This is a genomic window from Pseudomonas sp. GW822-FHT03F04, assembly GCF_058801405.1.
Map to the genome: position 1 here is coordinate 167,484 of NZ_JBXANF010000007.1, position 26,340 is coordinate 193,823.

Annotated in this window: 22 protein-coding genes; 7 read left to right on the plus strand and 15 right to left on the minus strand. The window is 60.1% G+C overall.

What is annotated here, in order from left to right; genetic code table 11:
- Nucleotides 1-49: 49 nt before the first annotated feature.
- Genes AC1RMX_RS18000 through AC1RMX_RS18015 form a run of 4 tightly spaced genes read right to left on the minus strand, consistent with a single transcriptional unit; the run spans nucleotide 50 to nucleotide 3,472 of the window.
- Entirely contained in the window at nucleotides 50-1,204 is a 1,155-nt protein-coding gene (locus AC1RMX_RS18000) for an osmoprotectant ABC transporter ATP-binding protein OsmV (RefSeq protein WP_493072663.1), read from the minus strand.
- On the minus strand, nucleotides 1,201-1,854 hold the full coding sequence (locus AC1RMX_RS18005) for an ABC transporter permease (RefSeq protein WP_085729571.1): 654 nt from the start codon (nucleotides 1,852-1,854) through the stop codon (nucleotides 1,201-1,203). Before AC1RMX_RS18005 ends, AC1RMX_RS18000 begins: the two co-directional genes overlap by 4 nt.
- A gap of 13 nt (nucleotides 1,855-1,867) precedes the next feature.
- Nucleotides 1,868-2,761 (minus strand): glycine betaine ABC transporter substrate-binding protein, encoded by an 894-nt coding sequence (locus tag AC1RMX_RS18010; protein ID WP_493072664.1) that lies wholly within the window; start codon nucleotides 2,759-2,761, stop codon nucleotides 1,868-1,870.
- 21 nt (nucleotides 2,762-2,782) lie between these two features.
- Nucleotides 2,783-3,472, minus strand: coding sequence for an ABC transporter permease (locus tag AC1RMX_RS18015; protein WP_457379587.1), 690 nt, complete (start codon nucleotides 3,470-3,472; stop codon nucleotides 2,783-2,785).
- Nucleotides 3,473-3,829: 357 nt separating this feature from the next.
- Between AC1RMX_RS18015 and AC1RMX_RS18020 the strand changes: the two genes are divergently transcribed.
- The 3 genes from AC1RMX_RS18020 to AC1RMX_RS18030 all read left to right on the plus strand — a co-directional run bounded on the left by AC1RMX_RS18020 (nucleotide 3,830) and on the right by AC1RMX_RS18030 (nucleotide 7,197).
- A complete protein-coding gene (locus tag AC1RMX_RS18020; protein WP_096818886.1) occupies nucleotides 3,830-5,413 on the plus strand; it encodes a peptide chain release factor 3 in 1,584 nt (527 codons plus the stop codon).
- 134 nt (nucleotides 5,414-5,547) lie between these two features.
- Nucleotides 5,548-6,783, plus strand: a complete 1,236-nt coding sequence (locus AC1RMX_RS18025) for an MFS transporter (protein WP_493072665.1) — start codon at nucleotides 5,548-5,550, stop codon at nucleotides 6,781-6,783.
- A 156-nt stretch (nucleotides 6,784-6,939) separates the two neighbouring features.
- Nucleotides 6,940-7,197: a hypothetical protein gene (locus tag AC1RMX_RS18030; RefSeq protein ID WP_096818890.1), complete on the plus strand. Its 258-nt coding sequence runs from the start codon at nucleotides 6,940-6,942 to the stop codon at nucleotides 7,195-7,197.
- Nucleotides 7,198-7,302: 105 nt separating this feature from the next.
- Here the strand turns inward: AC1RMX_RS18030 and AC1RMX_RS18035 are convergent, their stop codons facing one another.
- The 10 genes from AC1RMX_RS18035 to AC1RMX_RS18080 all read right to left on the minus strand — a co-directional run bounded on the left by AC1RMX_RS18035 (nucleotide 7,303) and on the right by AC1RMX_RS18080 (nucleotide 21,226).
- A complete protein-coding gene (locus tag AC1RMX_RS18035) occupies nucleotides 7,303-8,283 on the minus strand; it encodes a peptide ABC transporter ATP-binding protein (protein WP_096818892.1) in 981 nt (326 codons plus the stop codon).
- Nucleotides 8,283-9,251: an ABC transporter ATP-binding protein gene (locus tag AC1RMX_RS18040; protein ID WP_085711820.1), complete on the minus strand. Its 969-nt coding sequence runs from the start codon at nucleotides 9,249-9,251 to the stop codon at nucleotides 8,283-8,285. The genes AC1RMX_RS18035 and AC1RMX_RS18040 overlap by 1 nt, the downstream gene beginning before the upstream one ends.
- A 10-nt stretch (nucleotides 9,252-9,261) precedes the next feature.
- On the minus strand, nucleotides 9,262-10,188 hold the full coding sequence (locus AC1RMX_RS18045) for an ABC transporter permease subunit (RefSeq protein ID WP_096818895.1): 927 nt from the start codon (nucleotides 10,186-10,188) through the stop codon (nucleotides 9,262-9,264).
- Between the two features lie 11 nt (nucleotides 10,189-10,199).
- Complete coding sequence (locus AC1RMX_RS18050; protein WP_096818896.1) at nucleotides 10,200-11,210, minus strand: ABC transporter permease subunit; 1,011 nt, start codon at nucleotides 11,208-11,210, stop codon at nucleotides 10,200-10,202.
- 73 nt (nucleotides 11,211-11,283) lie between these two features.
- Nucleotides 11,284-12,879, minus strand: a complete 1,596-nt coding sequence (locus AC1RMX_RS18055; protein WP_102619421.1) for an ABC transporter substrate-binding protein — start codon at nucleotides 12,877-12,879, stop codon at nucleotides 11,284-11,286.
- Between the two features lie 78 nt (nucleotides 12,880-12,957).
- On the minus strand, nucleotides 12,958-14,370 hold the full coding sequence (locus tag AC1RMX_RS18060; RefSeq protein ID WP_096818899.1) for an OprD family porin: 1,413 nt from the start codon (nucleotides 14,368-14,370) through the stop codon (nucleotides 12,958-12,960).
- A 178-nt stretch (nucleotides 14,371-14,548) separates the two neighbouring features.
- Nucleotides 14,549-16,147, minus strand: coding sequence for an ABC transporter substrate-binding protein (locus AC1RMX_RS18065; RefSeq protein ID WP_096818901.1), 1,599 nt, complete (start codon nucleotides 16,145-16,147; stop codon nucleotides 14,549-14,551).
- Between the two features lie 294 nt (nucleotides 16,148-16,441).
- Entirely contained in the window at nucleotides 16,442-18,064 is a 1,623-nt protein-coding gene (locus AC1RMX_RS18070) for an ABC transporter substrate-binding protein (RefSeq protein WP_102619423.1), read from the minus strand.
- A gap of 260 nt (nucleotides 18,065-18,324) precedes the next feature.
- Nucleotides 18,325-19,926 carry an ABC transporter substrate-binding protein gene (locus AC1RMX_RS18075; RefSeq protein WP_102619424.1) on the minus strand — a complete coding sequence of 534 codons (1,602 nt, stop codon included), beginning with the start codon at nucleotides 19,924-19,926 and terminating at the stop codon, nucleotides 18,325-18,327.
- A 583-nt stretch (nucleotides 19,927-20,509) separates the two neighbouring features.
- Nucleotides 20,510-21,226, minus strand: coding sequence for an SIMPL domain-containing protein (locus tag AC1RMX_RS18080; RefSeq protein ID WP_096818907.1), 717 nt, complete (start codon nucleotides 21,224-21,226; stop codon nucleotides 20,510-20,512).
- Between the two features lie 226 nt (nucleotides 21,227-21,452).
- Between AC1RMX_RS18080 and AC1RMX_RS18085 the strand changes: the two genes are divergently transcribed.
- From AC1RMX_RS18085 to AC1RMX_RS18100, 4 genes are all read left to right on the plus strand, one after another.
- Complete coding sequence (locus tag AC1RMX_RS18085; RefSeq protein WP_096818909.1) at nucleotides 21,453-22,715, plus strand: ATP-binding protein; 1,263 nt, start codon at nucleotides 21,453-21,455, stop codon at nucleotides 22,713-22,715.
- Complete coding sequence (locus AC1RMX_RS18090) at nucleotides 22,708-23,268, plus strand: response regulator transcription factor (protein WP_003221630.1); 561 nt, start codon at nucleotides 22,708-22,710, stop codon at nucleotides 23,266-23,268. The genes AC1RMX_RS18085 and AC1RMX_RS18090 overlap by 8 nt, the downstream gene beginning before the upstream one ends.
- Nucleotides 23,269-23,364: 96 nt before the next feature.
- Complete coding sequence (locus AC1RMX_RS18095) at nucleotides 23,365-25,092, plus strand: ABC transporter ATP-binding protein/permease (protein WP_493072666.1); 1,728 nt, start codon at nucleotides 23,365-23,367, stop codon at nucleotides 25,090-25,092.
- Between the two features lie 105 nt (nucleotides 25,093-25,197).
- Entirely contained in the window at nucleotides 25,198-25,944 is a 747-nt protein-coding gene (locus tag AC1RMX_RS18100) for a FadR/GntR family transcriptional regulator (protein ID WP_096818913.1), read from the plus strand.
- Between the two features lie 4 nt (nucleotides 25,945-25,948).
- Here the strand turns inward: AC1RMX_RS18100 and AC1RMX_RS18105 are convergent, their stop codons facing one another.
- The gene (locus AC1RMX_RS18105) at nucleotides 25,949-26,323 is read right to left on the minus strand and encodes a hypothetical protein (protein ID WP_493072667.1); all 375 of its coding nucleotides are present in this window, start codon (nucleotides 26,321-26,323) and stop codon (nucleotides 25,949-25,951) included.
- Nucleotides 26,324-26,340: the final 17 nt, after the last annotated feature.

Genomic DNA, 26,340 nt, shown 5'->3' on the forward strand with positions numbered 1-26,340 from the left:
GATCCGGTGGTCGAAAAAAAGGGCTGTTGAACAGCCCTTTTGTTTTTGATCAGGCCACCGCCTCGGCTGGCGAGACGATATTGGTCTTCATCCCGCGTGATCGGCCCGAACTCAGGTAAGCCGCAATCGACTCCTGGGTCACCTCGCCGAGGAACACTCGCTCGGCATCCATCACCGGCAACCATGCCCGATTGAACTCGTACATCCGCGACAGAAGGATGCGCAAATGCTCGTCGTACGCCGCGGTGGCGTTGAACTCCCGCAGGAACTGCGCGCAGGTGCCGGTCTGACGGTGCAGGTCTCGACGTCGTACATACCCCAGTGCCTTGTTCTCGGCACAGGTGACCACCACATAGCGACGGTCATGTTCGTCCATCAATTCCAGCGCATCGGCCACCAGAGTTTCCGGGCTCACGGATGGCGCATTGTCTGCCGCGTCTTCGGCCTTCACCAGCAGCAAGCGTTTGAGCGTGCTGTCCTGGCCGACGAAGTTGCTGACGAAGTCGTCTGCCGGATGGGCGAGCAGGGTGTCAGGATGGTCGATCTGCAACAACTTGCCGGCGCGGAAGATCGCGATCTTGTCGCCGAGCTTGATTGCCTCATCGATGTCGTGGCTGACCATGATCACGGTCTTGTTCAGCGCGCGCTGCATTTCGAAGAACTCGTTCTGGATCATCTCGCGGTTGATCGGGTCCACCGCACCGAACGGCTCGTCCATCAACAACAGCGGCGCATCCGCCGCCAGTGCGCGGATCACGCCGATCCGTTGCTGCTGACCGCCGGACAATTCGCGTGGATAACGATGCAGATATTGCTTGGGCTCAAGCTTGATCATGCTCATCAGTTCGCGGGCGCGGTCGTGGCATTTCTGTTTGTCCCAGCCGAGCAGTTTCGGCACCACCACGATGTTCTCTTCGATGGTCATGTTCGGGAACAGACCGATCTGCTGGATCACGTAACCGATGTTGCGGCGCAGGGTCACTTCGTCGAGGTCGGTGGTGTCTTCGCCGTTGATCAGGATCTTGCCGGAGGTCGGCTTGATCAGGCGGTTGATCATTTTCAGCGTGGTGCTTTTGCCGCAACCCGATGGCCCGAGGAATACGCAGATTTCGCCTTCATTGACGGTCAGGCTCACCGAGTCCACGGCTTTCACATCTTTGCCGTTGCTTTGGAAGGTCTTGCTGAGGTTTTGAAGTTCGATCATTTGAGTAATCCTTTTGGAGTCAAAGAGCGTTGCAGCCACTGCAAAAACAGGTCGGCGAAGATCGCCAGAAGACTGACCAGCAGTGCGCCGACGATCAGCATCGACATGTCGCTGCGGCTGATGGAGGCGAGGATCAGCACGCCGAGGCCGCCGGCGCCGATGGTCGCGGCGATGGTCATCACGCCGATGTTCATCACCACGGCGGTGCGCACGCCGGCGAGGATCACCGGCACTGCAATCGGCAACTCGACCATGCGCAGGCGCTGACCGAAGGTCATGCCGATGCCGCGTGCAGCTTCGCGGATGCCCGGCTCGACACCGGTCAGGGCGAGGTAGGTGTTGCGCATGATCGGCAGCAGTGAATAAAGGAACACGGCGGTGATCGCCGGCATCGGTCCGAGGCCCTGGCCGAATTTGGAGTAGAACGGCAGCAGCAGGCCGAACAACGCAATCGACGGCACGGTCAGCAATACCGTGGCGCTGGCCTGTAACGGGCCGGCGAGGCTCGGGAAACGCGTCATCAGGATGCCCAGCGGCACGCCGATGAGAATCGCCAGGCTGACGGCGATGCCGACCAGCGTGATGTGTTGCCAGGTCAGGTGCATCACCTGCTGCCAGTCGAGGTGGGAAAAGGCGTTCAGGAATTCCATGACTTTTCCTCCTTTAGTTCAATGGGTGCTGGCGCAGGAAATCGGCGGCGACTTTCGACGGGCTCTCGTGATCGACATCGACCCGCGCATTGAGCTGACGCATGGTTTCGTCGTCGAACAATTCGGCCAGCGGCTTGAGTTGCTCCGCCAGTTGCGGGTGGGCGTCGAGGTAGGCCTGACGCACCACCGGGGCGGCGGTGTAGTCCGGGAAATAATGCTTGTCGTCTTCCAGCAGCTTCAGCCCGAACGCGTTGAGGCGACCGTCAGTGGTGTAGACCAGACCGGCAAACACTTGCCCGTTGCGCAGTGCGGTGTAGACCAGCCCCGCGTCCATCTGCCGGATGTTCTGGCGGGTCAGGTTCATGTCGTACAGCTTGACCATGCCGTCCAGACCGTCCGAGCGGTTGGCGAACTCGGTGTCCAGCGCCACCAGGTGATTGCGCTTGGCTTCGCTGCGCAGCACGTCGTTCAACTGGCTGATGTTGCTGATCTGCGGATATTGCTCAGCGACCTTTTTTGGCAGGGCGAGGGCGTAGGTGTTGCTGAATTTCGACGGCGTGAGCCAGACCAGACCCTTTTTCGCGTCGAGTTCTTTGACCCGGGCGTAGGACTGTTCGCTGTCGAGTTTTTCGGTGACATGGTTGTAGGCCACCAGCGACACGCCGGTGTATTCCCAGAGCATGTCCAGTTGCCCGCTTTCGTGGGCGCTGCGGGCCAGGTTGCTGCCCAGACCACCGGTGATCTGCGCGTCGTAGCCTTTGCTGCGCAGGTATTGGGCGGTGATTTCCGCGAGCAGGGTTTGTTCGGTAAACACTCGGGCACCGAGGCGAATGAGCGGCTTTTCCGCCGCCTGGGCAAATCCTGCGAACAGCAGGGCGCAGCCTAGAATCAAGCTAAGTCGTTTCATGAATATTCCTTTGCCGAAGCCTTAAGACGGGCGCAAACCGCGTTCCAGCCAGAGACGGCTGGCGAGGGTGACCACGCCATCGAGCAGCAGGGCCAGCAGCGCGGTGCACGCGGCGCCGAGCAGCAGTTGCGGCTGATTGTTCAGGGCGATGCCGGGGAAAATCAGGCTGCCGAGGCTGTTGGCGCCGATCAGGAAGGCCAGCGGCGCAGTACCGACGTTGATCGCCAGCGCCACGCGCACACCGCCGATGATGATCGGCACGGCGTTGGGCAATTCGACCTGCCACAGCACCTGACGCGGGGTCATGCCGATGCCGGTTGCGGCTTCTTTCAGCGAGCCCTGGACGTTTTTCAGGCCTTCGTAGGTGTTGCGCACAATCGGCAAAAGAGAGGCGAGGAACAGGGCGAAGATCGCCGGGCCGCTGCCGATGCCGAGAATCCCCAGGGCAATCGCGAGCACGGCCAGTGGTGGCACGGTGTTACCGATGTTGAATATCTGCATGAAGCGTTCGGCGCGGCCGACCATGGTCGGGCGGCTCAGGAAGATACCGGCGGGGATGCCCACGACAAGGGCGGCCAGCATTGAAGCGAGGACGAGAATCAGATGAGCTTGCAGGTAAAACAACAAATCGTCGCGGTAGTGTTCGATCGTGTTGATGCCGATCCAGTGGACCAGCAGGGCCAGGAGCGCGATCACCACCGCACCTCCCATCAGCCCTTTGCCATAGCGGATAGCCACAGGCGGACTCCTTTTTTATAGTCGGCGAACGCCGTCCCGAGTGGCATGCCATGCCTGGCTGCCGGGAAAATAACGTTCGCGAGAAGCAGCTCCCCCAGCACCGGCAACAGCGGTCTGAAAGCGAGCCATGAGCGCAGCCTCGTCAGGCTAACTTGCTGATTTTTCAGCCCCTGACGAAAAGTCGTAACAGGGGATGGACGTCTCCGTGCTTTAAAAGGTTCCCATCCACGGCAGCATTTGGCCACCCTTAATGTGCTCAACGGTTCGGTTATTGCGTTGACTTGGGCTATAATCGCGGCCCTTTTTTGAATCACCGCCAGGCGATTTCCCATGACCAACCAGGCCGCCGAAGTCGCGAAACGCCGCACTTTCGCCATTATTTCCCACCCCGATGCCGGTAAAACCACCATCACCGAAAAGCTCTTGCTGATGGGCAAGGCGATTGCCGTGGCCGGTACGGTGAAATCCCGTAAATCCGACCGCCACGCGACATCCGACTGGATGGAGATGGAAAAGCAGCGGGGTATCTCGATTACCACGTCGGTCATGCAGTTCCCGTATCGCGAACACATGATCAACCTGCTCGACACCCCGGGCCACGAAGACTTCTCCGAAGATACTTACCGCACCCTGACGGCGGTGGACTCGGCCTTGATGGTCCTCGACGGCGGTAAAGGTGTAGAGCCACGTACCATCGCGCTGATGGACGTCTGCCGTCTGCGTGACACGCCGATCGTCAGCTTCATCAACAAACTCGACCGTGACATCCGCGACCCGATCGAACTGCTCGACGAGATCGAAGCCGTCCTGAAGATCAAGGCTGCGCCGATCACCTGGCCGATCGGTTGCTACCGCGACTTCAAGGGCGTGTACCACCTGGCCGACGACTACATCATCGTCTACACCGCCGGTCACGGTCACGAACGCACCGAAACCAAGATCATCGAGAAGCTCGACTCCGACGAAGCCCGCGCACACCTGGGCGACGAGTACGATCGTTTCCTCGAACAGCTGGAACTGGTGCAGGGCGCCTGCCACGAATTCAATCAGCAGGAGTTCCTCGACGGTCAGCTGACCCCGGTGTTCTTCGGTACGGCGCTGGGTAACTTCGGTGTCGACCACGTTCTCGACGCCGTGGTTGACTGGGCACCGCGTCCGCTGGCCCGTGTGGCCAACGAGCGCACCGTGGAGCCGGTGGAAGAGAAGTTCTCGGGCTTCATCTTCAAGATCCAGGCGAACATGGACCCGAAACACCGCGACCGTATCGCCTTCATGCGTATCTGCTCCGGCAAGTACGAGAAAGGCATGAAGATGCGCCACGTGCGCACCGGCAAGGACGTGCGCATCGGCGACGCCCTGACGTTCTTCTCCTCCGAGCGTGAGCAACTGGAAGAGGCGTACGCCGGCGACATCATCGGTCTGCACAACCACGGCACGATCCAGATCGGCGACACCTTCAGCGAAGGTGAAAGCCTGGGCTTCACCGGTATCCCGCACTTCGCCCCGGAACTGTTCCGCCGCGTACGCCTGCGCGATCCGCTGAAATCCAAGCAACTGCGCCAGGGCCTGCAACAGCTGGCCGAAGAAGGCGCGACCCAGGTGTTCTTCCCGGAACGCAGCAACGACATCATCCTCGGCGCCGTCGGTGTGCTGCAGTTCGATGTGGTCGCCAGCCGCCTGAAAGAGGAATACAAGGTCGAGTGCTCCTACGAGCCGATCACCGTGTACTCCGCGCGCTGGATCGAATGCGGCGACAAGAAGAAGCTGGAGGAATTCTCCAACAAGGCTGTGGAAAACCTGGCGCTGGACGGCGGCGGTCACCTGACCTACCTCGCTCCGACCCGCGTCAACCTGGCCCTGATGGAAGAGCGCTGGCCGGACGTGAAATTCCGTGCGACCCGTGAGCATCACTAAGCGCTGATTGGCGACACCCGAAAGCCCACTGATAAAACAGTGGGCTTTTTTTTGCCTGTTGATTGAGTATGGGCGGGTCCATTTGATCCGGGTGCGAACCTGCGGCGAAGAATGATCAAGGAGGGATCAAGGTAATGACCGGTCGGTTGATTCATCTGCTGCGACTCGACGGTTACTTCAGCACCATGGCCTGGGTGCTGGCAGCGCTGTTGTTCATCAATCGCCTGAGCAGCATGGTCAAGCTGTTCATGGCGCTGTATCTGCGTCAGGAACTGGGCTTCGCCATCGAGACCGTTGGTTGGCTATTGGCGGCGTATGGCGGCGGGCTGTTGATCGGTTCGATGCTGGGCGGCTTGCTCAGTGACCATGTCCGCACCGCTCGGCTGACGGCGGCACTGTTCTTCGTTTCAGCGTGGGTGCTGCTCGGGCTCGGGCTGGTCACGCAGGTGCCGTTGCTGGCCGGGCTGCTGTTGCTCAGCGGTACGATCGACGGCGCGATCCGTACGCTGCATCAACGCTTGATCATGGAGTATTGCGAGGTTGCGCAGCGCCCACGGGCGCAGGCCTTGAGCCGTATCGCGCGAAACCTCGGGATGGCCGCCGCCGGTATCGCGGGCGGTGTGCTGGCGCAGACGGATTTTCGCTGGGTGTTCTTCATCAGTGCGGCGCTGACGCTGGTGGCGTTGCTCTGGTTTGTCCGCACGACCTGGCGGCGACCGATCCTTGTCCCGCAAGAAACACCTGAGGCGCAGACCGGCTCCGGCCTGCCATACCGCGACAAGCCATTCCTCTGGCTGCTGGCGGCGACCGTCCTGCTCGGCATGGCGTTCGACACGGTCTACAGCACGCTCGGCAACTACCTGCGCGATTACTATCGCTTGAGCACCGAAGCCATTGGCTGGCAGTTCGCGATCAACGCAGTCCTTGTCGTGGCGTTGCAGATTCCAATCTCGCATTGGGGCGAACGCTGGGGCTCGTGTCGGCCATTGATTGCCGGCTGCATACTGCTGGCGGTCGGGCTCGGCATGTTGCCGCTGGGTTCCGGTTTGTTTTATGCCTGCCTGTCGACGGTGGTTTGGACCCTCGGTGAAGCGCTGTTCATGCCGCCGCTGAATGTGCTGGTCATGCAGCATGCGCAACGCGGAAAAAGCGGTCAGTACTTTGGTCTGTTTTTCATGGCCTGGAGTGCGAGCGCGCTGCTGTCACCGGTGCTGAGCGGTCAGCTTTACGGGCAGTTCGGTGGTCACAGCGTCTGGCTGGCCAGTGCGGCGCTGGCGCTGATGTCCGTCCCGTTGGTGTATCTGGCGACCCGTTTGCGGGTGACGGGCAAGCAGCCCTTGCAAACCCGCAAGGCCGCCTCGCTTAGCTGATCCGGTTATGGAGGTTATTCGAAAGCGGTCTGTCCACCCGCAGCAATTATGGGCATTGGTTAGCGTCCTATCTGGTGAACCCGGCTGATCGGAACTAGATTTTATTCAGCGCCGGATCGGCACTCTGGCTTCAATCACGAAAGGATGGAAACGCTCATGAGCATTTTTCAACGCATAGTGTTGTTGCTTAAGGTTTTGGTGATGCTGACGCTCGGCACCACGGCGGCATGGGCGAGTACTGGCGGCCCACCGCAAGGTTTTAACGCTACCCATGGCCACGCAGCGGTGATCATGCTCGCCAAGTCCGAGTCCGAACCGGGTGATCAGGATCAGGGCGGCAGCAAGGACGATGACGACTCGACCACCGACGAGCCGGATACCGATGATCCGGATGATGGCGACAGCCAGACGTAGATTGCAGACAAAAGAAAACCCCTTCTTCCCCGACTGATGCGCAATCGAAGAAGAAGAGGTTTGGTCAACGCTTGAACGACCCGCCCCGGCAACAGGGCGGGTTTTTTATGCCGCGCCGTCGAGGAACTGCTCGGCGTAGTGGCACGCTACCTGACGGGTGTCGAGCTGGCGCAGGGCCGGCTCTTCTGCGCTGCAACGTTCGGTCGCGTACGGGCAGCGCTTGTGGAACGCGCAACCCGGTGGCGGGTTCAGCGGGTTTGGCAACTCGCCGACGATTTTGATTTTCGGCTTGTCCGGATCCGGATGGATGGTCGGAGTCGCCGATAGCAGAGCCTGGGTGTACGGATGCAGAGGCCGGGCGTAGATGTCATCCTTCGGACCGATTTCCACCGGGCGGCCGAGGTACATCACCATCACGTCATCGGCCACGTGCTGCACCACCGCCAGGTTGTGCGAGATGAACACGTAACCGGTGTTGAACTCCTGCTGCATGTCCATGAACAGGTTCAGCACCTGCGCCTGGATCGATACGTCCAGCGCCGAAGTCGGTTCGTCCGCCACCAGCACTTTCGGTTGCAGCATCATCGCTCGGGCCAGCGCGATACGCTGACGCTGACCGCCGGAGAACATGTGCGGATAGCGCTGATAGTGCTCGGGACGCAAGCCGACCTGCTTCATCATCGCCTGGACTTTCTCGCGACGTTCGGCGGCCGACAGGTTGGTGTTGATCAGCAGCGGCTCGGCCAGTTGATCACCGATCTTCTGCCGTGGGTTCAACGAGGCGTACGGGCTCTGGAACACCATCTGCACGTCTTTGCGCAGTTGCTTGCGCTGGGCCTTGTCGGCCCCGGCCACTTCCTGGCCGGCGATTTTCAGGGAACCGGACGACGGCTCCTCGATCAGGGTCAGGGCACGGGCCAGGGTGGATTTGCCGCAGCCCGATTCGCCCACAACGGCGAGGGTCTTGCCGGCTTCCAGTTCGAACGACACACCGTTGAGGGCGCGTACGGTCGCGTGGCCCTTGAACAGGCCACGGGAGACTTCGTAGTGACGGGTCAGGTCGCGGGCGGTAAGTACGACGGCCATTACGCCACCTCCTGGTTCAACGGGTAGAAGCAGCGGGCGAGGCTGTGGCTTTTCGGGTCAAGGGTCGGACGCTGCGCGCGGCAGCTGTCTTGCACGTACGGGCAGCGTGGCGACAACAGGCAGCCTTGCGGACGGTCGTAGCGGCCGGGAACGATGCCCGGCAGGGTCGCCAGACGCTCGGCACCCTGGCTGTGTTCCGGAATCGCCTTGAGCAGCGCTTCGCTGTACGGGTGGGCCGGGATGTCGAACAGTTGCGGCACCTGACCGACTTCAACGGCTTGACCGGCGTACATCACGCACACGCGCTGGGCGGTTTCGGCCACCACGGCGAGGTCGTGGGTGATCAGCACCAGGCCCATGTTCTGCTCTTTCTGCAACGCCAGCAGCAGGTCCATGATCTGCGCCTGGATCGTTACGTCGAGTGCGGTGGTCGGCTCGTCCGCGATCAGCAGTTTCGGCTCGCCGGCAATCGCCATGGCAATTGCCACACGTTGGCTCATACCGCCGGACAGTTGGTGCGGATAGGCGTCCATGCGGCTGGAGGCACCCGGGATTTCAACCTTTTCCAGCAGTTCGATGGCGCGCTTGCGGGCGGCCTTACCGGACATTTTCAGGTGCAGGCGCAGCACTTCTTCGATCTGGAAACCGACGGTGTAGCTCGGGTTGAGCGCGGTCATCGGGTCCTGGAACACCATGGACAGGTCTTTGCCGACGATCTGCCGACGCTGGCGATTGCTCAGCTTGAGCATGTCTTTGCCGTCGAAACTCAGGGAGTCGGCAGTCACGATCCCCGGGTGCTCGATCAGGCCCATCAGCGCCATCATGGTCACGGACTTGCCGGAACCCGATTCGCCCACGATGGCCAGGACTTCGCCCTTGTCCACTTTGAGGTCGAGGCCGTCGACCACCGGTGTGGCGTTCTTGTCGCCGAAGCGTACGTTGAGATTCTTGATTTCTAACAGTGACATGGGAATCTCCTCAGGCGGCGTTCTTGAGTTTCGGGTCCAGCGCATCGCGCAGGCCGTCGCCCATCAAGTTGATTGCCAGCACGCTGAGCAAAATGGTCAAACCAGGCAGACTCACGACCCACCAGGCGCGTTCGATGTAGTCGCGGGCCGAAGCCAGCATGGTGCCCCACTCAGGGGTTGGCGGCTGTACGCCGAGGCCGAGGAAGCCCAGGGCGGCGGCGTCGAGGATCGCCGAGGAGAAGCTCAGGGTTGCCTGAACGATCAGCGGTGCCATGCAGTTCGGCAGCACGGTGATGAACATCAGGCGTGGCAGGCTGGCACCGGCCAGGCGTGCGGCGGTCACGTAGTCGCGGTTCAGTTCGCCCATCACCGCAGCACGGGTCAGGCGCACGTAGGACGGCAGCGAAACCACGGCGATGGCGATCACGGTGTTGATCAGGCCAGGGCCGAGGATGGCGACGATCGCCACGGCCAGCAGCAGCGACGGCAGGGCCAGCATGATGTCCATCAGACGCATGATGGTCGGACCGAGGATCTTCGGGAAGAAACCGGCCAGCAGGCCCATGAATATACCCGGGATCAGCGACATCACCACCGAGGACAGACCGATCAGCAGCGACAGGCGCGAACCCTGGATCAGGCGGGACAGCAAGTCGCGTCCCAGTTCGTCGGTGCCGAGGATGAACTGCCATTGCCCGCCTTCCAGCCACACCGGTGGGGTGAGCAGGAAGTCACGGTATTGCTCGCTCGGATTGTGCGGCGCGACCCAGGGGGCAAAGATCGCGCAGAACACGATCAGGGTGAAGAACGCCAGACCGGCGACGGCGCCCTTGTTCTTGGCGAATGCTTGCCAGAACTCCTTGTACGGCGACGGATACAGCAGGCTTTGATCCACGTTCGAGGTGGCGGTGGCTACTGAGGATGTTGGAGTGCTCATGGGTATTGACCTCAGCGCTGGTGACGAATGCGTGGGTTGGCAAAGCCGTAGAGGATGTCCACCACGAAGTTGACCAGAATCACAATGCAGGCAATCAGCAAGATGCCGTTTTGCACGACCGGATAGTCCCGGGCGCCAATGGCTTCGATCAGCCATTTGCCGATGCCGGGCCAGGAGAAGATGGTTTCGGTCAGGACGGCGCCGGCCAGCAGGGTGCCGACTTGCAGGCCGACCACGGTCAGCACCGGGATCAACGCGTTGCGCAGGCCGTGGACGAACACCACGCGTGCTGGCGACAGGCCTTTGGCACGGGCGGTACGGATGTAGTCTTCGCGCAGCACTTCGAGCATCGAGGAACGGGTCATCCGGGCGATCACCGCCAGCGGAATGGTGCCCAGCACAATGGCGGGCAGGATCAGGTGATGCAGGTAGTCGAGCAGGGCGCCCGGTTCATCGCTGAGCCAGGTATCGATCAGCATGAAGTGCGTTTTGCGCTCAACGTCGATCAACAGGTCGTTCTGCCCGGAAACCGGCGTCCAGCCCAGGCTGACCGAGAAAAACATGATGAGAATCAGGCCCCACCAGAAGATGGGCATCGAGTATCCCGTGAGGGATATGCCCATTACTCCATGATCGAACAGGGACCCTCGCTTGAGGGCGGCAATGACGCCGGCCAGCAGCCCGAAGACACCGGCGAACAGCAGGGCAGCCATCGACAGTTCAAAGGTGGCCGGGAACAGTTGCGTGAACTCGGTCCAGACGCTTTCACGGGTACGCAGGGATTCGCCGAGGTCGCCGTGGGCAAGCTTGCCGATGTAATCCAGGTATTGGGCATACAGCGGCTTGTTCAGACCGAGGCGTTCCATTGCCTGAGCGTGCATTTCGGGATCGACCCGACGTTCGCCCATCATCACTTCCACGGGATCGCCGGGGATCATGCGAATCAACGCGAAAGTCAGCAAGGTGATGCCGAAAAACGTGGGGATCAACAACCCCAGTCGGCGGGCAATAAAACTTAACATCTTGTGTGGTACCTCATCGGCCGGTTAGGCGTGCCCGGCGACCCTGGGGTCAGGGAGGCCGGGAGTTTCTTATCTACTTCACCTGGGTGGTGGCGAAGTTATTGGTTGTCAGAGGGCTGATGTGATAACCCTCAACGTTGTTGCGCATTGCAGTGAACATCCGGGTGTGGGCCATGCTGATCCACGGCTGGTCCTGATTGAAGATGGCCTGGGCTTCTTCGTACAGTTTGGCGCGTTCGGCCGGATCTACTTTAGCCCGTGCTTCGTCGAGCAGGGTCTGGAATTTCTCGTTGCACCAGCGAGCGTAGTTTTCGCCGTTCTTGGCGGCTTCGCAACTGAGCATAGGCGTCAGGAAGTTATCCGGGTCGCCGTTGTCGCCCGCCCATCCGGCCGAAACCATATCGTGTTCGCCGGCTTTGGCGCGTTTGAGCATTTCGCCCCATTCCATCACGCGGATGTCGATCTTGATCCCGACTTTCGCCAGGTCAGCCTGCATCATTTGCGCGCCCAGCATCGGGTTCGGGTTGGTCGGGCCGCCGCCGTTGCGGGTGAACAGGGTGAACACGGTGCCTTCCGGCACGCCGGCTTCCTTGAGCAGTTTGCGCGCTGCATCGAGGTCACGTGGCGGGTTCTTCAGGTCGTGGTTGTAGCCCAGCAGGGTCGGCGGGTACGGGTTGACCGCGACCGACGCATTGCCCTTGCCGAACAGCGCGTTGACATAGGCTTCCTTGTCGAAGGCGATGTCGATCGCTTTACGCACCCGCACGTCGCTGATGTATTTGTGCTGGGTGTTCATGGCGATGTAGGAGACGGTCATCGCGTCCATTTCATCGACTTTCAGCTTGTCGTCTTTCTTGATGCTCGGGATGTCGTCCGGCTTCGGATACAGCGCGACCTGGCACTCGTTGGCCTTGAGTTTCTGCAGGCGAACGTTGTTGTCGGTGGCGATGGCCAGAATCAGGGCATCAGCCGGCGGCTTGCCACGGAAATAGTCCGGGTTGGCCTTGAAGCGAACCTGGGCGTCCTTGTTGTAGCGCTGGAAGACGAACGGGCCAGTGCCGACCGGCTTGTTGTTCAGGTCGCCGGTCTTGTTGGCCTTGAGCAACTGGTCGGCGTATTCGGCCGGGTAGATCGAGGAGAACGCCATGGCGATGTCGGCCAGGAACGGCGCTTCGCGGCGGGTCAGGGTGAACTTGACCGTGTTGTCGTCGACTTTCTCGACGCTCTTCAGCAGTTCCTTGAAGCCCATGCTTTCAAAGTACGGGAAGCCCACGCTCGACAGCTTGTGCCACGGGTGATTCGGGTCCAGCTGACGCTGGAAGCTCCAGACCACGTCGTCGGCGTTCATGTCGCGAGTCGGCTTGAAGTATTCGGTGGTGTGGAACTTGACGCCTTTGCGCAGGTGGAACGTGTAGGTCAGGCCGTCGTCGCTGATGTCCCAGGACTCGGCAAGCGCCGGGATCACTTCAGTGGTGCCTGGCTTGAAGTCGGCCAGACGATTGAAGATGGTTTCGGCCACCGCGTCGGCAGTGACTGCAGTCGTGTACTGGACCATATCGAAGCCTTCCGGGCTGGCTTCGGTGCAGACCACCAAGGGTTTGGCCGAGACGCCGACAGCGACACTCAGCAACGCGGCAGCGATGGCCGCACGTAGGGGAAGCATTTTCATCAAGAACCCTCTGCAATCGGTTGAAGACAAAAAGCCGAACGGCCGACTCGTCACTGAGTCAGCCGTCGGCGTGCGTTTTTACAGGATGTTGAATGGTACGGTGGTCACGAGACGGAACTCGTTGATGCTGCCGTCAGCCTGGTTTTCGCTGGCGCGGTGAGCGGTGTAGGTGCCACGGATGGTGGTGGCCTTGAGTGGGCCGCTCTGTACGGCGTAGGTTGCACCGATGCCGTATTCGTAGTGGTGCTCGCCGTCCATGTTTTTCACGTCATACGCAGTGCCGGTGTAGTGAGTACCGTCGATGCCCCAGCCGCGAGCCTGGTAGATGTTGAACTTCAGGCCTGGCACGCCGTATTCGGCCATGTTCAGACCGTAGGCGACCTGGAAGGATTTCTCGTTCGGGCCGTTGAAGTCGGACAGCAGGGAGTTGGCCAGGTAGATGCCGTTGGTTTCGTGCAGGTAGTCGAAGTACTCGTTACCGTTAATTTCCTGGTACGAGAAGGTCAGGCTGTGGGCCTGGTGGGTCAGACCGAACGACAGGGAGTAGGTGTCGTTGTCGATGTTGCCCATCTCTTTTTTGCCGGTATCGACAGTTTTGTAGTAGTTCAGGCCGGTGGTCAGGCTTACGACGTTGCTGTCACCCAGTTCGTGGGTGGCGCCGAAGTAGTACTGGTTCCAGAAGTCTTCAACCTTGGAAGCGTACAGGCTGGTCTTCAGGCTTTTCAGCGGCTGGTAGTTCAGGCCGACGATGCTCACGCGATCGGTCTCGGCGCTGTTGTTGGTGTACTCGGAACGGAATTTCGACAGGCTCTCTTCGGTACGCGGCGATACGCGGTCGAAGCTGCCGGCATCGAACGACAGGTTGTTCAGCTCTTCGCTGTGCAGGCTGACACCTTCAAAGCTCGAAGGCAGCGCACGGTTGCCGATGGTGTCGACGATTGGCGTGCTGAAGTTCTGGCGACCGGCGGTCAGCGTGGTGTTGGAAACGCGGAACTTGACGTTGGCCAGGCCCAGTTTGCTCCACTGACCTTCAGCGTCGCCGCCTTCTTTGGTCAGCGTACGGTTGTTGCCTGCGCCTGGACGCGAACCCGGTGCGCCACCATTGTTGGAGGCCAGATCCTTACGATCGCGCTCCAGGGCAACGGCGTTGTACGCGGCCACTTCAGTGCTGACACCGACGGTGCCCTGAGTGAAGCCGGAGGTGTAGTTGACGATGGTGCCCTGCACCCAGTTGATACGACGATCGGTCGGGGTCGCGACACCGTCTTTGCGGTAGGTGAACTTGCCGCCACGTTTCAGTTGCTCGTTGGCGTACCAGTTACGGGTCGTGCCGCTGATCTTGGAGCCTTCGAGGAAACCGGTGGCTTCAGCCTGGGCGCTCTGCTCGTTGACGGTAACCGGGGTGTACGCCTGGCTCTGTTCCTCGGCATAAGCCGTGGCGGTGATGCTGCTGATGGCCAGAGCCAGTATCGCGGTGCTGCTCAGTTTCATGGGTGAAGCTCCTTTACTTTCTTTTTATGCCGGCTTTTTTGGGTTGGCCGGTTTTTGGTTTTAGAACTCATTCACACATCGCAAACGTTTGCAAAAGGCCTGATTGGCGAATTTTGGCAAAGCGCTTGCGTGAGGAGGTAGACGGACTCCTCAGCGTTGCGGCTAGTCGGTTTTTTGTTTAATCGATGCTGACACCCGAAAACACGTTGCGACCGAAGGGGCTGACCTTGAATCCTTCGATCCTGGCGCTTAACGGCTGGTTGACCGTCGAGTGGGCGACAGGCGTGATCGGCACTTGCTGCTTGAGCAACTGCTGGGCCTGCTTGTAGAGCACGGTGCGCTGGTCGCGGTCGGTGACGACCTTGGCCTCTTTGATCAGCTTGTCGTAAGCCGGGTCGCACCACATGGAGTAGTTGTTGCCGCCAATGGCGTCGCAGCTGTACAGCGTGCCGAGCCAGTTGTCCGGGTCCCCGTTGTCACCGGTCCAGCCGATCAGGCTGATGTCGTGTTCGCCATTCTTGGTGCGTTTGATGTATTCGCCCCATTCGTAGCTGACGATCTTCACTTTCAGACCGATCTTGGCCCAGTCAGCCTGGAGCATTTCGGCCATCAGTTTGGCGTTCGGGTTGTATGGACGTTGCACCGGCATGGCCCACAGGGTGATCTCGGTGCCTTCCTTGACGCCGGCAGCCTTGAGCAACTCCTTGGCTTTTTCCGGGTTATAGGCGGCGTCCTTGATCGTGGTGTCGTAGGACCATTGGGTCGGCGGCATGGCGTTGACCGCCAGTTGACCGGCACCCTGGTAAACAGCGTTGAGAATCCCTTGTTTATTCACCGCCATGTCCAGCGCCTGACGCACTTCGAGCTGGTCGAACGGTTTGTGGCGCACGTTGTAGGCGATGTAGCCAAGGTTGAAGCCCGGCTTTTCGATCAGTTGCAGTTTCGGGTCGTTCTTCAGTGCCGGCACATCGGCCGGGCGCGGATGCAGAGTGACCTGGCACTCGCCAGCCTTGAGCTTCTGCACGCGGACCGAAGCGTCGGTGTTGATCGCGAAAATCAGGTTCTTCAGCTTCACCCGGCTCTGATCCCAGTAATGCGGGTTGCCGGTGTAGCGGATGTTCGAGTCTTTCTGATAGCTCTTGAACACGAACGGGCCAGTGCCGATCGGCTTCTGGTTGATGTCGCTCGGCTTGCCTTCGGCCAACAGTTTGTCGGCGTATTCGGCAGACAGAATGGCGGCGAAGCTCATGGCGATGTTCTGGATGAACGCGGCGTCGACGCTGTTGAGCGTGAACTGCACGGTCAGCGGCCCGGTCTTCTCGACCTTGGCGATGTTCTTGTTCAGGCTCATCCCGTTGAAATACGGGAACTCGGTAGGATAAGCCTTACGGAATGGCTGTTGCGGATCGAGCATGCGGTTAAACGTGAACAGCACGTCGTCGGCGTTGAAATCACGGGTAGGTTTGAAGTACGCCGTTGTATGGAATTTCACCCCTTCACGCAGGTGAAAGGTGTACTTGAGGCCATCCTCGGAAATATCCCAGCTCGTTGCCAGGCCCGGTACGACATTGGTCGCGCCTTTTTCGAACTCGGCCAGGCGGTTGTACAGCGGCTCGGCGGCGTCGTTATCGGTCGCGGTCGTGTACTGCGCGGTATCGAAACCGGCCGGGCTGCCTTCGGAGCAGAACACCAGACTGTCGCTGGCGGCAAAACTCGCGGACGTGGCGGCCAACAGGCCGGCGCCCAGCAATGCGGAAAAAACCAAGGTGTGGCGCATGACGCTCCCTCTTTTCTCAGTGTTTTTCAATGCGCCGCGATCCCTTCCAGGGAAGTTGTGGCGGCATTGAGCTCAAACCCACAGCAAACCGATAGCCCACGCAGTCACTGGTCAGAACCTGACGGTAGGGGCCGCAGGTCTGGCAGTAAATGCGCTGAGTCCTAAAGACTCGTAGGAAAAGGCGACACGTCCTAAACCAACCTGGTAAGACCAAGTGGAAATGGATGTAGGCAAATTCCTGACTATTCGGCAGAAAAAAACAGCGGCGACGCTGAAAACGTCGCCGCCGGTTTTTTACTTGATGCTGACGCCGTAGAAGGAGTTCAAGCCGAATGGGCTGATCTTGAAGTCCTGCACGTTGGCGCGCATGGGTTGATACACCGTCGAGTGAGCGATAGGTGTCATAGGGACTGCATCTTTGAGGACGTGTTGCGCCTCTTTGTAGAGTTCGGTGCGCTTGGCCTGGTCAGTGGTGCGCTTGGCTTCTTTCACGAGGCCGTCGAATTTCTTGTCGCACCATTTGGAGAAGTTGTTGCCACTCAGGGAGTCGCAACCAAACAACACGTTGAGCCAGTTGTCCGGATCACCATTGTCACCGCTCCAGCCAATGATCATGGCCTGGTTCTCGCCACCTTTGGAGCGCTTGATGTACTCGCCCCACTCGTAGCTGGTGATCTTCACGTTCAGACCGATCTTCTTCCAGTCGGACTGGAGCATTTCGGCCATCAGTTTGGCGTTCGGGTTGTACGGACGCTGAACCGGCATCGCCCACAGGACGATCTCGGTACCTTCCTTGACGCCGGCTTCCTTGAGCAGCTGCTTGGCTTTCTCAGGATCGTACTTGGCGTCCTTGATGGTGGTGTCGTAGGACCACTGGGTCGGTGGCATGGCGTTGACGGCCAGTTGGCCCGCGCCCTGGTAAACCGAGTCGATGATCTGTGGCTTGTTGACGGCCATGTCCAGCGCCTGGCGAACGCGCAGGTCGGCCAGCGGGTTGGCTTCGTTGCTGCCCTTGACCTTGTCCATCACGTTGTAGGCGATGTAGCCCAGGTTGAAACCAGCCTGGTCAGGCATCTTCAGCGCCGGGTCTTCTTTCAGTGCCTTGAGGTCAGCCGGACGAGGGAACAGGGTGACCTGGCACTCGTTCTTCTTCAGCTTCTGGATACGTACCGACGGGTCGGTGGTGATGGCGAAGATCAGGTTGTCGATCTTCACGTCATCAGGCTTCCAGTAGTCCTTGTTGCCGGTGTAACGGATGTTGGAATCTTTCTGGTAGCTCTTGAACACGAACGGACCAGTGCCGATCGGCTTCTGGTTGATGTCGGCAGCCTTGCCTTCTTTCAGCAGCTGGGCTGCGTACTCGGCGGACTGAACCGACGCGAAGCTCATGGCCATGTTCTGGATGAACGCGGCGTCGACTTCTTTCAGAGTGAACTTGACGGTGTGGTCGTCGACTTTATCGATCTTGGTGATGTTGGTATCCATCCCCATGTCGGTGAAGTACGGGAATTCGGTCGGGTACGCCTTACGGAACGGGTCATCCTTGTTAATCATGCGATTGAAGGTGAACAGTACGTCGTCGGCGTTGAACTCACGAGTCGGCTTGAAATACGAGGTGGTGTGGAACTTGACGCCTTCACGCAGGTGGAAGGTGTAAGTCAGGCCATCGGTCGAAATGTCCCAGCTGGTCGCCAGCCCAGGAATCACGGCGGTGCCGCCACGCTCGAACTGGGTCAGACGGTTGAACATGGTTTCGGCTGAGGCGTCGAAGTCGGTTCCGGTGGTGTATTGGCCTGGGTCGAAACCGGCCGGGCTGCCTTCGGAGCAGAACACCAGGTTAGTCGCAGCGGAAGCGAAAGGTGCGGAGGCTAACAAGCCTGCGCCGACTAAAAACGGAATGACCGCGTGTTTAAGCATGTTGGCCTCATGATTTGTTGTCATTTTTTAATATTGAGGTACGACCTCGTGAGTCGTGCCTGCGGATACTTATGCAGGGCCCATACCCAATGCAAGATCCAGAGCGCCCGGCGGCATCAAACGGTGGCACGAACGTACCTTAATGTCGCATCTGTATAACTTCTGACGCATTTGACCGTTTGCGGTCGGTTTTTACGGTGCAAATGAAGCCCCAAAACGGTGCATTGGTCACGATTTGCGCGCCGCCTTGGGGCTCGGTGTTACTTATTTATACCCACGCCATAGAAGGGGGTTAGACCGAACGGGCTGATCTTGAAGTCGGTGACTTCCTTGCGCAGCGGCTGGAACACCGTGGAGTTGGCGATCGGCGTGATCGGCACCTGCTGTTTAAGGATCAGTTGCGCCTGTTGATACAGTTTTACCCGTTGCGATTTATCGGTGGACACCTTGGCCTGCTGCACCAGTTTGTCGTAGGCCGGATCGCACCACTTGGCGTAGTTGCTGCCTTTCACTGCCGCGCAGCTGTAAAGCACGCCCAGCCAGTTGTCCGGGTCGCCGTTGTCACCTGTCCAACCATAGATCATCGCGTCGTGTTCACCATTCTTGGCGCGCTTGATGTACTCGCCCCATTCATAGCTGACGATGTTGGCCTTGATGCCGATCTTCTCCCAATCCTGCTGGATCATCTGTGCCGACATCCGCGCATTCGGGTTGGACGCGCGCTGCACTGTCATCGCCCAGAGGTTGATGGTTGTACCCGGCGCAACCCCGGCTTCCTTGAGTAGCGCCTTTGCTTTCACGGGATCGTACGGCGCGTCCTTGATATTCGGGTCATAGGACCATTGCGCGGGCGGCAAGGCGTTTTGTGCGAGCTGCCCGGCACTCTGGTAAACCGCCTTGATGATCGCTGGTTTGTCGATGGCCATGTCCAGGGCCTGACGCACCTTTAATTGGTCCAACGGCGGGTGAGTGGTGTTGTAGGCAAGGAAACCGAGGTTGAAACCGGCCTGCTTCAACACGCGCAGGTTCGGGTCTTTTTCCATCACTTCGATATCGGCCGGGCGCGGGTAGCCGCTGACCTGGCATTCACCGGTCTTGAGCTTCTGCAGACGCACGGCGGCGTCCGGGGTGATCGAGAACACCAGGTTGTCGATTTTCACGTCCTCGGGTTTCCAGTAGTCCTTGTTCGCCGCGTAGCGGATCTGCGAGTCCTTCTGATAACGCTTGAACACAAACGGGCCGGTGCCGACCGGTTTCTGGTTGAGGTCGGCGGCGTGGCCTTCCTTCAGCAGTTGGGCGGCGTATTCGGCCGATTGCACCGAGGCAAAGCTCATGGCGAGGTTTTGCACGAACGCGGCGTCGATGTTGTTCAGGTTGAAGCGCACGGTGTTTTCGTCGAGTTTTTCCACGGATTTGATCGTGGTGTTCAGGTCCATGTCGGTGAAATACGGGGACTCGGCGGGGTAGGCCTTGCGAAAGTCGTTGTCCGGGTCGAGCAGGCGCTGGAAGGTGAACAGGACGTCGTCGGCGTTGAAGGTGCGGGTCGGGGTGAAGTAGTCGGTGGTGTGGAATTTTACGTTTTGGCGCAGGTGGAAGGTGTATTGGAGGCCGTCCGGGCTTACGTCCCAGTTGGTCGCCAGGCCGGGTTCGACTTCGGTACCGCCGCGTTTGAACTGGGTGAGGCGGTTGAAGAGGGTTTCGGCGGAGGCGTCGAAGTCGGTGCCGCTGGTGTACTGGCTGGGGTCGAAGCCGGCGGGGCTGGCTTCGGAGCAGTAGACCAAGGTTGTTGCTGCGTTGGCGAAGGGGGCGGTAGTTGCCAGGGCGAGGGTTATCAGTAGTGGTTTTAGGGTGAGTCTTTGCATGTCTGCCCCGGGGGTTGGAGGTGATTGTGGCGGGGGAGGTTAGCTGGGTGGTGGGGGGGCGCGGAAATATCGTTTTTCTAGGTGAGGTGTCTAGTTCGGTATATCTGGGGTGGTTGGGTACATATCCGTTGTTGCGGTAACGGCCACTTAGGGTTCCGCCCTTACGGCGGGTCACTTTTTACAAACGCCTAAAAAGTAACCAAAAACGCTTGCTCCTACGTTCGGCCCGCTCGCTGAGGCTCGGGGTTCCTTCGCTCCGGGATTCATCCGGGGGGCATCGCCTACGGTTTGCTTCGCTGCACCTCCTCTCGATGTGTTTGGCTTCGCCAAACGGTCGCTGCGCTCCCACCCCCGGATAAATCCCTCCACTCAGCCTTCCGACGTCGCCAAAAGATCAAGAGCTGCAGCCGAGCTAACGCTCATCCTGTTGAGTGGGGCGGCTGCGCCGCAGGGGGCGTCTATCAAAACTTTTGGGACTGCAGCGGCGATCCGTTTTGCCAGCGATGGCGGCAACCCAAATCCGATGCATAAAAAAACCGGCGATCATCACTGATCGCCGGTTTTTCATTCAGCCGTCATTCAATCACTGCATCAGCACTTCAATCGAGCCATCGGCCGTCAGGCTGACCTGGCTGGTGCCGGCTTCGACTTCAGGTGTGACCGGTGCTGCGTCCATGCCGGCGGCTTTCATCATCATCGGGGCGCGCATGTACGGTTGTGGGAAGCCGTTGCTGTTGAGGTTCAGGTTGACGATTTTGTAGCCCTTGCCGCCCAGGGCGTCGGTCGCCAGTTGGGCGCGGGCCTTGAAGGCGGTGACGGCTTCTTTCAGCAGTTTGTCTTCGCTGGCCTTGCGGGTCGGGTCGGCGATGGCGAAGTCCATGCCGCCCATTTTCAGGTCGGTCAGCAGTTCGCCGGTGAGTTTGGACAGGGCGGCGAAGTCGGCGCTTTCCAGGCGCAGTTCGGCGCGCTCGCGCCAGCCGGTGATTTTCTGGCCCTTGGTGTCGTAGATCGGGTAGCTGTTGCGGCTGCCCTGGCGCAGGGTGATGTCTTTGACTTGCTTGGCCTGGGCCAGGGCCTTGTTCATGGTGGTGCTGACGTCGGCGGCGAGTTTGGCCGGGTCAGTGTTTTGCTCTTCGGTGTAGAGGGTCACGATCATCAGGTCGCGGGCCACTTCCTGGCTGACTTCGGCGCGCAGGGAAATCTGGTTGTAGTGCAGCTCATCGGCGGCCAGGGCCGGAAGGCTGGCGACGCTGCCGACGGTCAGGGCGAGAAGGGCGGCGCTGCGGCGAAATGTGTGCATGAAAGCTCCTTGATGAGGGCGCAGGTGATGGTTCGGGGGCCTGCGTGAAACCATCAGACTGTAGCTTTTATGATCCGGTTCGCCCAGTTACAACTTCTATACAGATGGGCCTTATAGCCGCCGCGAAGCTTTTTGCCATGTGGTCGTTTGCCGCACTTTCGCCTCTCGGGCGCGCGGCTTGGTTATACTCCGTGCGATCCGCCTGGAGCGCTCATCAGGAGAGCTCATGCTCGCCCCCGTACAACTGACTTCCGCCACTCGCCAGAACCTCTGGCGGCTGACTTTCATCCGCACGCTGGTGCTCGCCGCGCAGGCCGGTTCCGTGGGCCTGGCCTACTGGCTGGATTTGTTGCCGTTGCCGTGGGTGCAACTGGTGATGACCCTCGGCTGTTCGATTCTGCTCTGTGTGTTCACCGCCGTGCGCCTGCGCACCTCGTGGCCGGTTACCGAGCTCGAATATGCGCTGCAACTGGCCTGCGATCTGTTTATCCACAGTGCCTTGCTGTATTTCTCCGGTGGTTCGACCAACCCGTTCGTTTCGTATTATCTGGTGCCGCTGACCATTGCCGCGGTGACGCTGCCGTGGCGTTATTCGGTGGTGCTGTCCGGCATTGCGCTGGCCTTGTACACGCTGATGCTGACGCATTTCTATCCGCTGGAAACCCTGCCAGTGGCCCGGGAGAACCTGCAGATCTACGGCATGTGGCTGAGCTTCGCGCTGGCGGCAGCGGTGATCACCTTCTTCGCCGCGCGGATGGCCGAAGAGCTGCGCCGGCAGGAAGAATTACGGGCGATCCGCCGTGAAGAAGGGCTGCGCGATCAGCAATTGCTGGCCGTGGCGACTCAGGCCGCTGGCGCCGCCCATGAACTGGGCACACCGCTGGCGACCATGAGCGTATTGCTTAACGAAATGCAGCAGGATCATCACGACCCGATGCTTCAGGAAGACCTGAAGGTGCTGAAGGATCAGGTGAAGCTCTGCAAGGAGACCCTGCAGCAACTGGTGCGCGCCGCCGAAGCCAATCGCCGGATGGCGGTGGAGATGCAGGACGTCACCGAGTGGCTCGACGAAGCGCTCAATCGCTGGCACCTGATGCGTCCCGAGGCCAGTTACCGCTTCCAGCGCCTGGGCCAGGGCACGTTGCCGCGTGTAGCACCGCCGCCGGATCTGACCCAGGCCTTGTTGAATCTGCTGAACAACGCCGCCGATGCCTGCCCGGAAAACCTTCAGGTGACCCTGGACTGGACCGCTGAAGACCTGACCATCAGCATCCGCGATCATGGCGCCGGTGTACCGCTGGCCATCGCCGAGCAGATCGGCAAACCGTTTTTTACCACCAAGGGCAAAGGTTTCGGCCTGGGCCTGTTTTTGAGCAAGGCCAGCGTGACACGCGCCGGCGGCTCAGTGAAACTCTATAGTCATGAGGAAGGCGGCACGCTCACCGAGCTGCGCCTGCCCCACGGCGCCCGAGGAGAGCAACATGAGTGACGAAATCCAAGTCGAAGGCGAAGAACTGCCGCATTTGCTGTTGGTCGATGACGACGCGACCTTCACCCGGGTGATGGCCCGCGCCATGGCTCGCCGTGGTTTCCGCGTCAGCACCGCCGGTTCCGCCGAGGAAGGCCTGACCATCGCCCAGGCCGATCTGCCGGACTATGCCGCGCTGGACCTGAAAATGGACGGCGACTCCGGTCTGGTCCTGCTGCCGAAGCTGCTGGAGCTGGACCCGGAAATGCGCGTGGTGATCCTCACCGGTTACTCGAGCATTGCCACGGCGGTCGAAGCGATCAAGCGCGGCGCCTGCAATTACCTGTGCAAACCGGCCGACGCCGACGACGTGCTGGCGGCGCTGCTGTCCGAGCACGCCGACCTCGACAGCCTGGTGCCGGAAAACCCGATGTCGGTGGATCGTCTGCAATGGGAACACATTCAGCGCGTGTTGACCGAACACGAAGGCAACATCTCCGCCACTGCCCGCGCCCTGGGCATGCACCGCCGCACCCTGCAGCGCAAACTGCAGAAGCGCCCGGTTCGTCGCTGAACCTGCGCTGAACGGCCATCGCCAGCCCTCGCGATAAAGCGCACCGATCAACTATGATCGGTGCGTGTCTGTTCTTTTCTTTATCGAGCCTTATCCATGAATCAGAACGCTGAATATTCCGCGGTCAACGATGCTGTGCGCGGGCAGTTTTTTCGCAAGGTGTGGGCCATGACCACGCCGTACTGGCGCAGCGAAGAGAAGGGCAAGGCCTGGACGTTGCTGATCGCCGTGATCGCGCTGTCGCTGTTCAGCGTCGGCATCTCGGTGTGGCTCAACAGTTGGTACAAGGATTTCTACAACGCCCTGCAAAAGAAGGACGAGGCGGCGTTCTGGCAGTTGATCCTGTATTTCTGCGGCATTGCGGCCGTGGCGATTCTCGGCTCGGTGTATCGCCAGTACCTGACGCAGATGCTGACCATCCGCTGGCGGGCGTGGCTCACCGAAAACCATTTCAAGCGCTGGCTCGGGCACAAGAATTACTACCAGCTGGAGCAGGGCGGCTACACCGATAACCCTGACCAACGTATTTCCGAAGACCTCAACACCTTTACCACCACTACGCTTGGCCTGGGGCTGGGATTGATCCGCACCGTGGTCAGTCTGGTGTCGTTCTCGATCATTCTGTGGGGCGTGTCCGGCAGTATCGAAGTGTTCGGCATCGAGATTCCCGGCTACATGTTCTGGTGTGCGCTGCTGTATGCAGGGGTTGGCAGTTGGTTGACGCACCTGATCGGCCGTCGCTTGATCGGCCTGAACAACCAACAACAACGCTTCGAAGCCGACCTGCGTTTTTCCATGGTACGGGTTCGCGAGAACGCCGAGAGCATTGCGCTGTACAACGGTGAGCCGAATGAAAACCGTCGCTTGAGCAGTCGCTTCGGGCTGGTCTGGCAAAACTTCTGGGACATCATGCGCGTGTCCAAGCGCCTGACGTTCTTCACCTCGGGTTACGGCCAGATCGCAATCATTTTCCCCTTCATCGTCGCGGCACCCCGTTACCTGTCCGGCAAGATCGAACTGGGTGAGCTGATGCAGATCAACTCGGCATTCGGCAACGTGCAGGAGAATTTCAGCTGGTTCATCGACGCCTATACGTCGCTGGCGGCATGGAAGGCCACCTCCGATCGTCTGCTGAGCTTCCGTCAGGCCATGAGCGACAACGAAGACCGGGCACCGGCCATCGATGTACAGAATCACGGTGATGAACTGAAGGTACACAACCTTGGGCTGGACCTGGCTGACGGTCGTCACCTGCTGACCAGCGCCGACATGACCGTGGAGGCGGGTGATCGAGTGATGCTCAGCGGCCGCTCCGGCAGCGGCAAGTCGACACTGCTGCGGGCGATGGGGCATTTGTGGCCGGCGGGCCACGGCAGCATCCGTCTGCCGGCATCGCGTTATCTGTTCCTGCCGCAAAAACCGTATCTGCCGATCGGCACCCTGCGTGAAGCCTTGAGTTATCCACAACCGGGTGACACCTACTCGCCAGAGCGTTATGCACAAGTGCTGGAAACCTGCCGTCTGCCGCATCTGGTGGCACGACTGGACGAAGCCAATCACTGGCAGCGCATGCTCTCGCCGGGTGAACAGCAGCGTCTGGCCTTTGCTCGTGCGCTGCTCTACGCACCGCACTGGCTGTACATGGACGAAGCGACGTCGGCGATGGATGAAGAAGACGAGGCCACGCTGTATCAGGCGCTGATTGATCAGTTGCCGGGCCTGAGCATCGTCAGCGTCGGCCATCGCAGCAGCCTCAAGCGCTTCCATCCACGGCATGTACGGATCGACAGCGGGCATCTGGTCGAGCAGACCGTCACGGCTTGATGTGTACTGAATCTGTGGGAGCCTGCTCCCACAGAGAACGGTGATCGTACAACTCCCTTGGGCTATGATGCCCCTCTAGCCGAATTTTCGAGATAAACGCAGACCATGGAAAACCCGATCGACACCCCGCGCCTCCCTCGCAAGCGCCGCAGCCTGGCACAGGAACTGGTGACGGTGCTGACCGAGCAGATCCGCGACGGTCTGCTCAAGCGTGGCGACAAGTTGCCCACCGAGTCGGCGATCATGGAAGCCAATGGTGTCAGCCGTACTGTGGTGCGCGAGGCGATTTCCCGACTGCAGGCTGCAGGGCAGGTCGAAACCCGTCACGGTATCGGTACCTTCGTGCTCGACACACCGAGCCCGAGCGGTTTCCGGATCGACCCGGCGACCGTGGTCACCTTGCGTGATGTGCTGGCGATTCTCGAATTCCGTATCAGCCTCGAAGTAGAGTCCGCAGGTCTTGCCGCACAACGTCGCAGCACCGAACAACTGGCCGCCATGCGCGCCGCCCTTGACGCGCTGAACGAAAGCGTCGCCCATGCCAGCGATGCAGTGGCGTCGGACTTCCAGTTCCACCTGCAAATCGCGCTGTCCACCGGCAACCGCTATTTCACCGACATCATGACTCACCTGGGCACCAGCATCATTCCGCGCACACGGCTGAACTCCGCGCGCCTGGCCCATGACGATCAGCAGCACTACATGAATCGCCTGAGCCGCGAGCACGAGGAAATCTACGAGGCCATCGCCCGCCAGGATTCCGATGCCGCCCGCGCGGCCATGCGCCTGCACCTGACCAACAGCCGCGAACGGCTGCGTCAGGCGCATGAAGAGGCGCAGGCGCAGGGTTGAGGAATCAGGCTTCGACGTAGAGCTTCAGCGGCTCCGAACACGGTTCCAGGCTGGACTCATCGGCAAACTTGTAACGCAGTTCGACGGTGCTGTTCAGGTACTTTTCCAGCTCGAATCTTGGGATGCTCAGTTCGATCCCGGTCAGGCCGACCATGTCGTCGAGGGCGTCATCCCAGACGCCGGTCGGTTCCGACAACCCCTGCCATTCAGGCTCTTCCGGATCATCACCGAGGATCGGGTATACATCCCAGTTCGGCGGTGTGTCCTGTCCATCGGGGACGCGGATGATCAGGTCGTCATCCAGGGCAGACAGCCGCAGGATGATCGAATCGCTGGCGTGATCGGGGAATTGCGGAAGGTGTGCAGCGGCAAACGTCATGATTCGTTCTCCTTGAA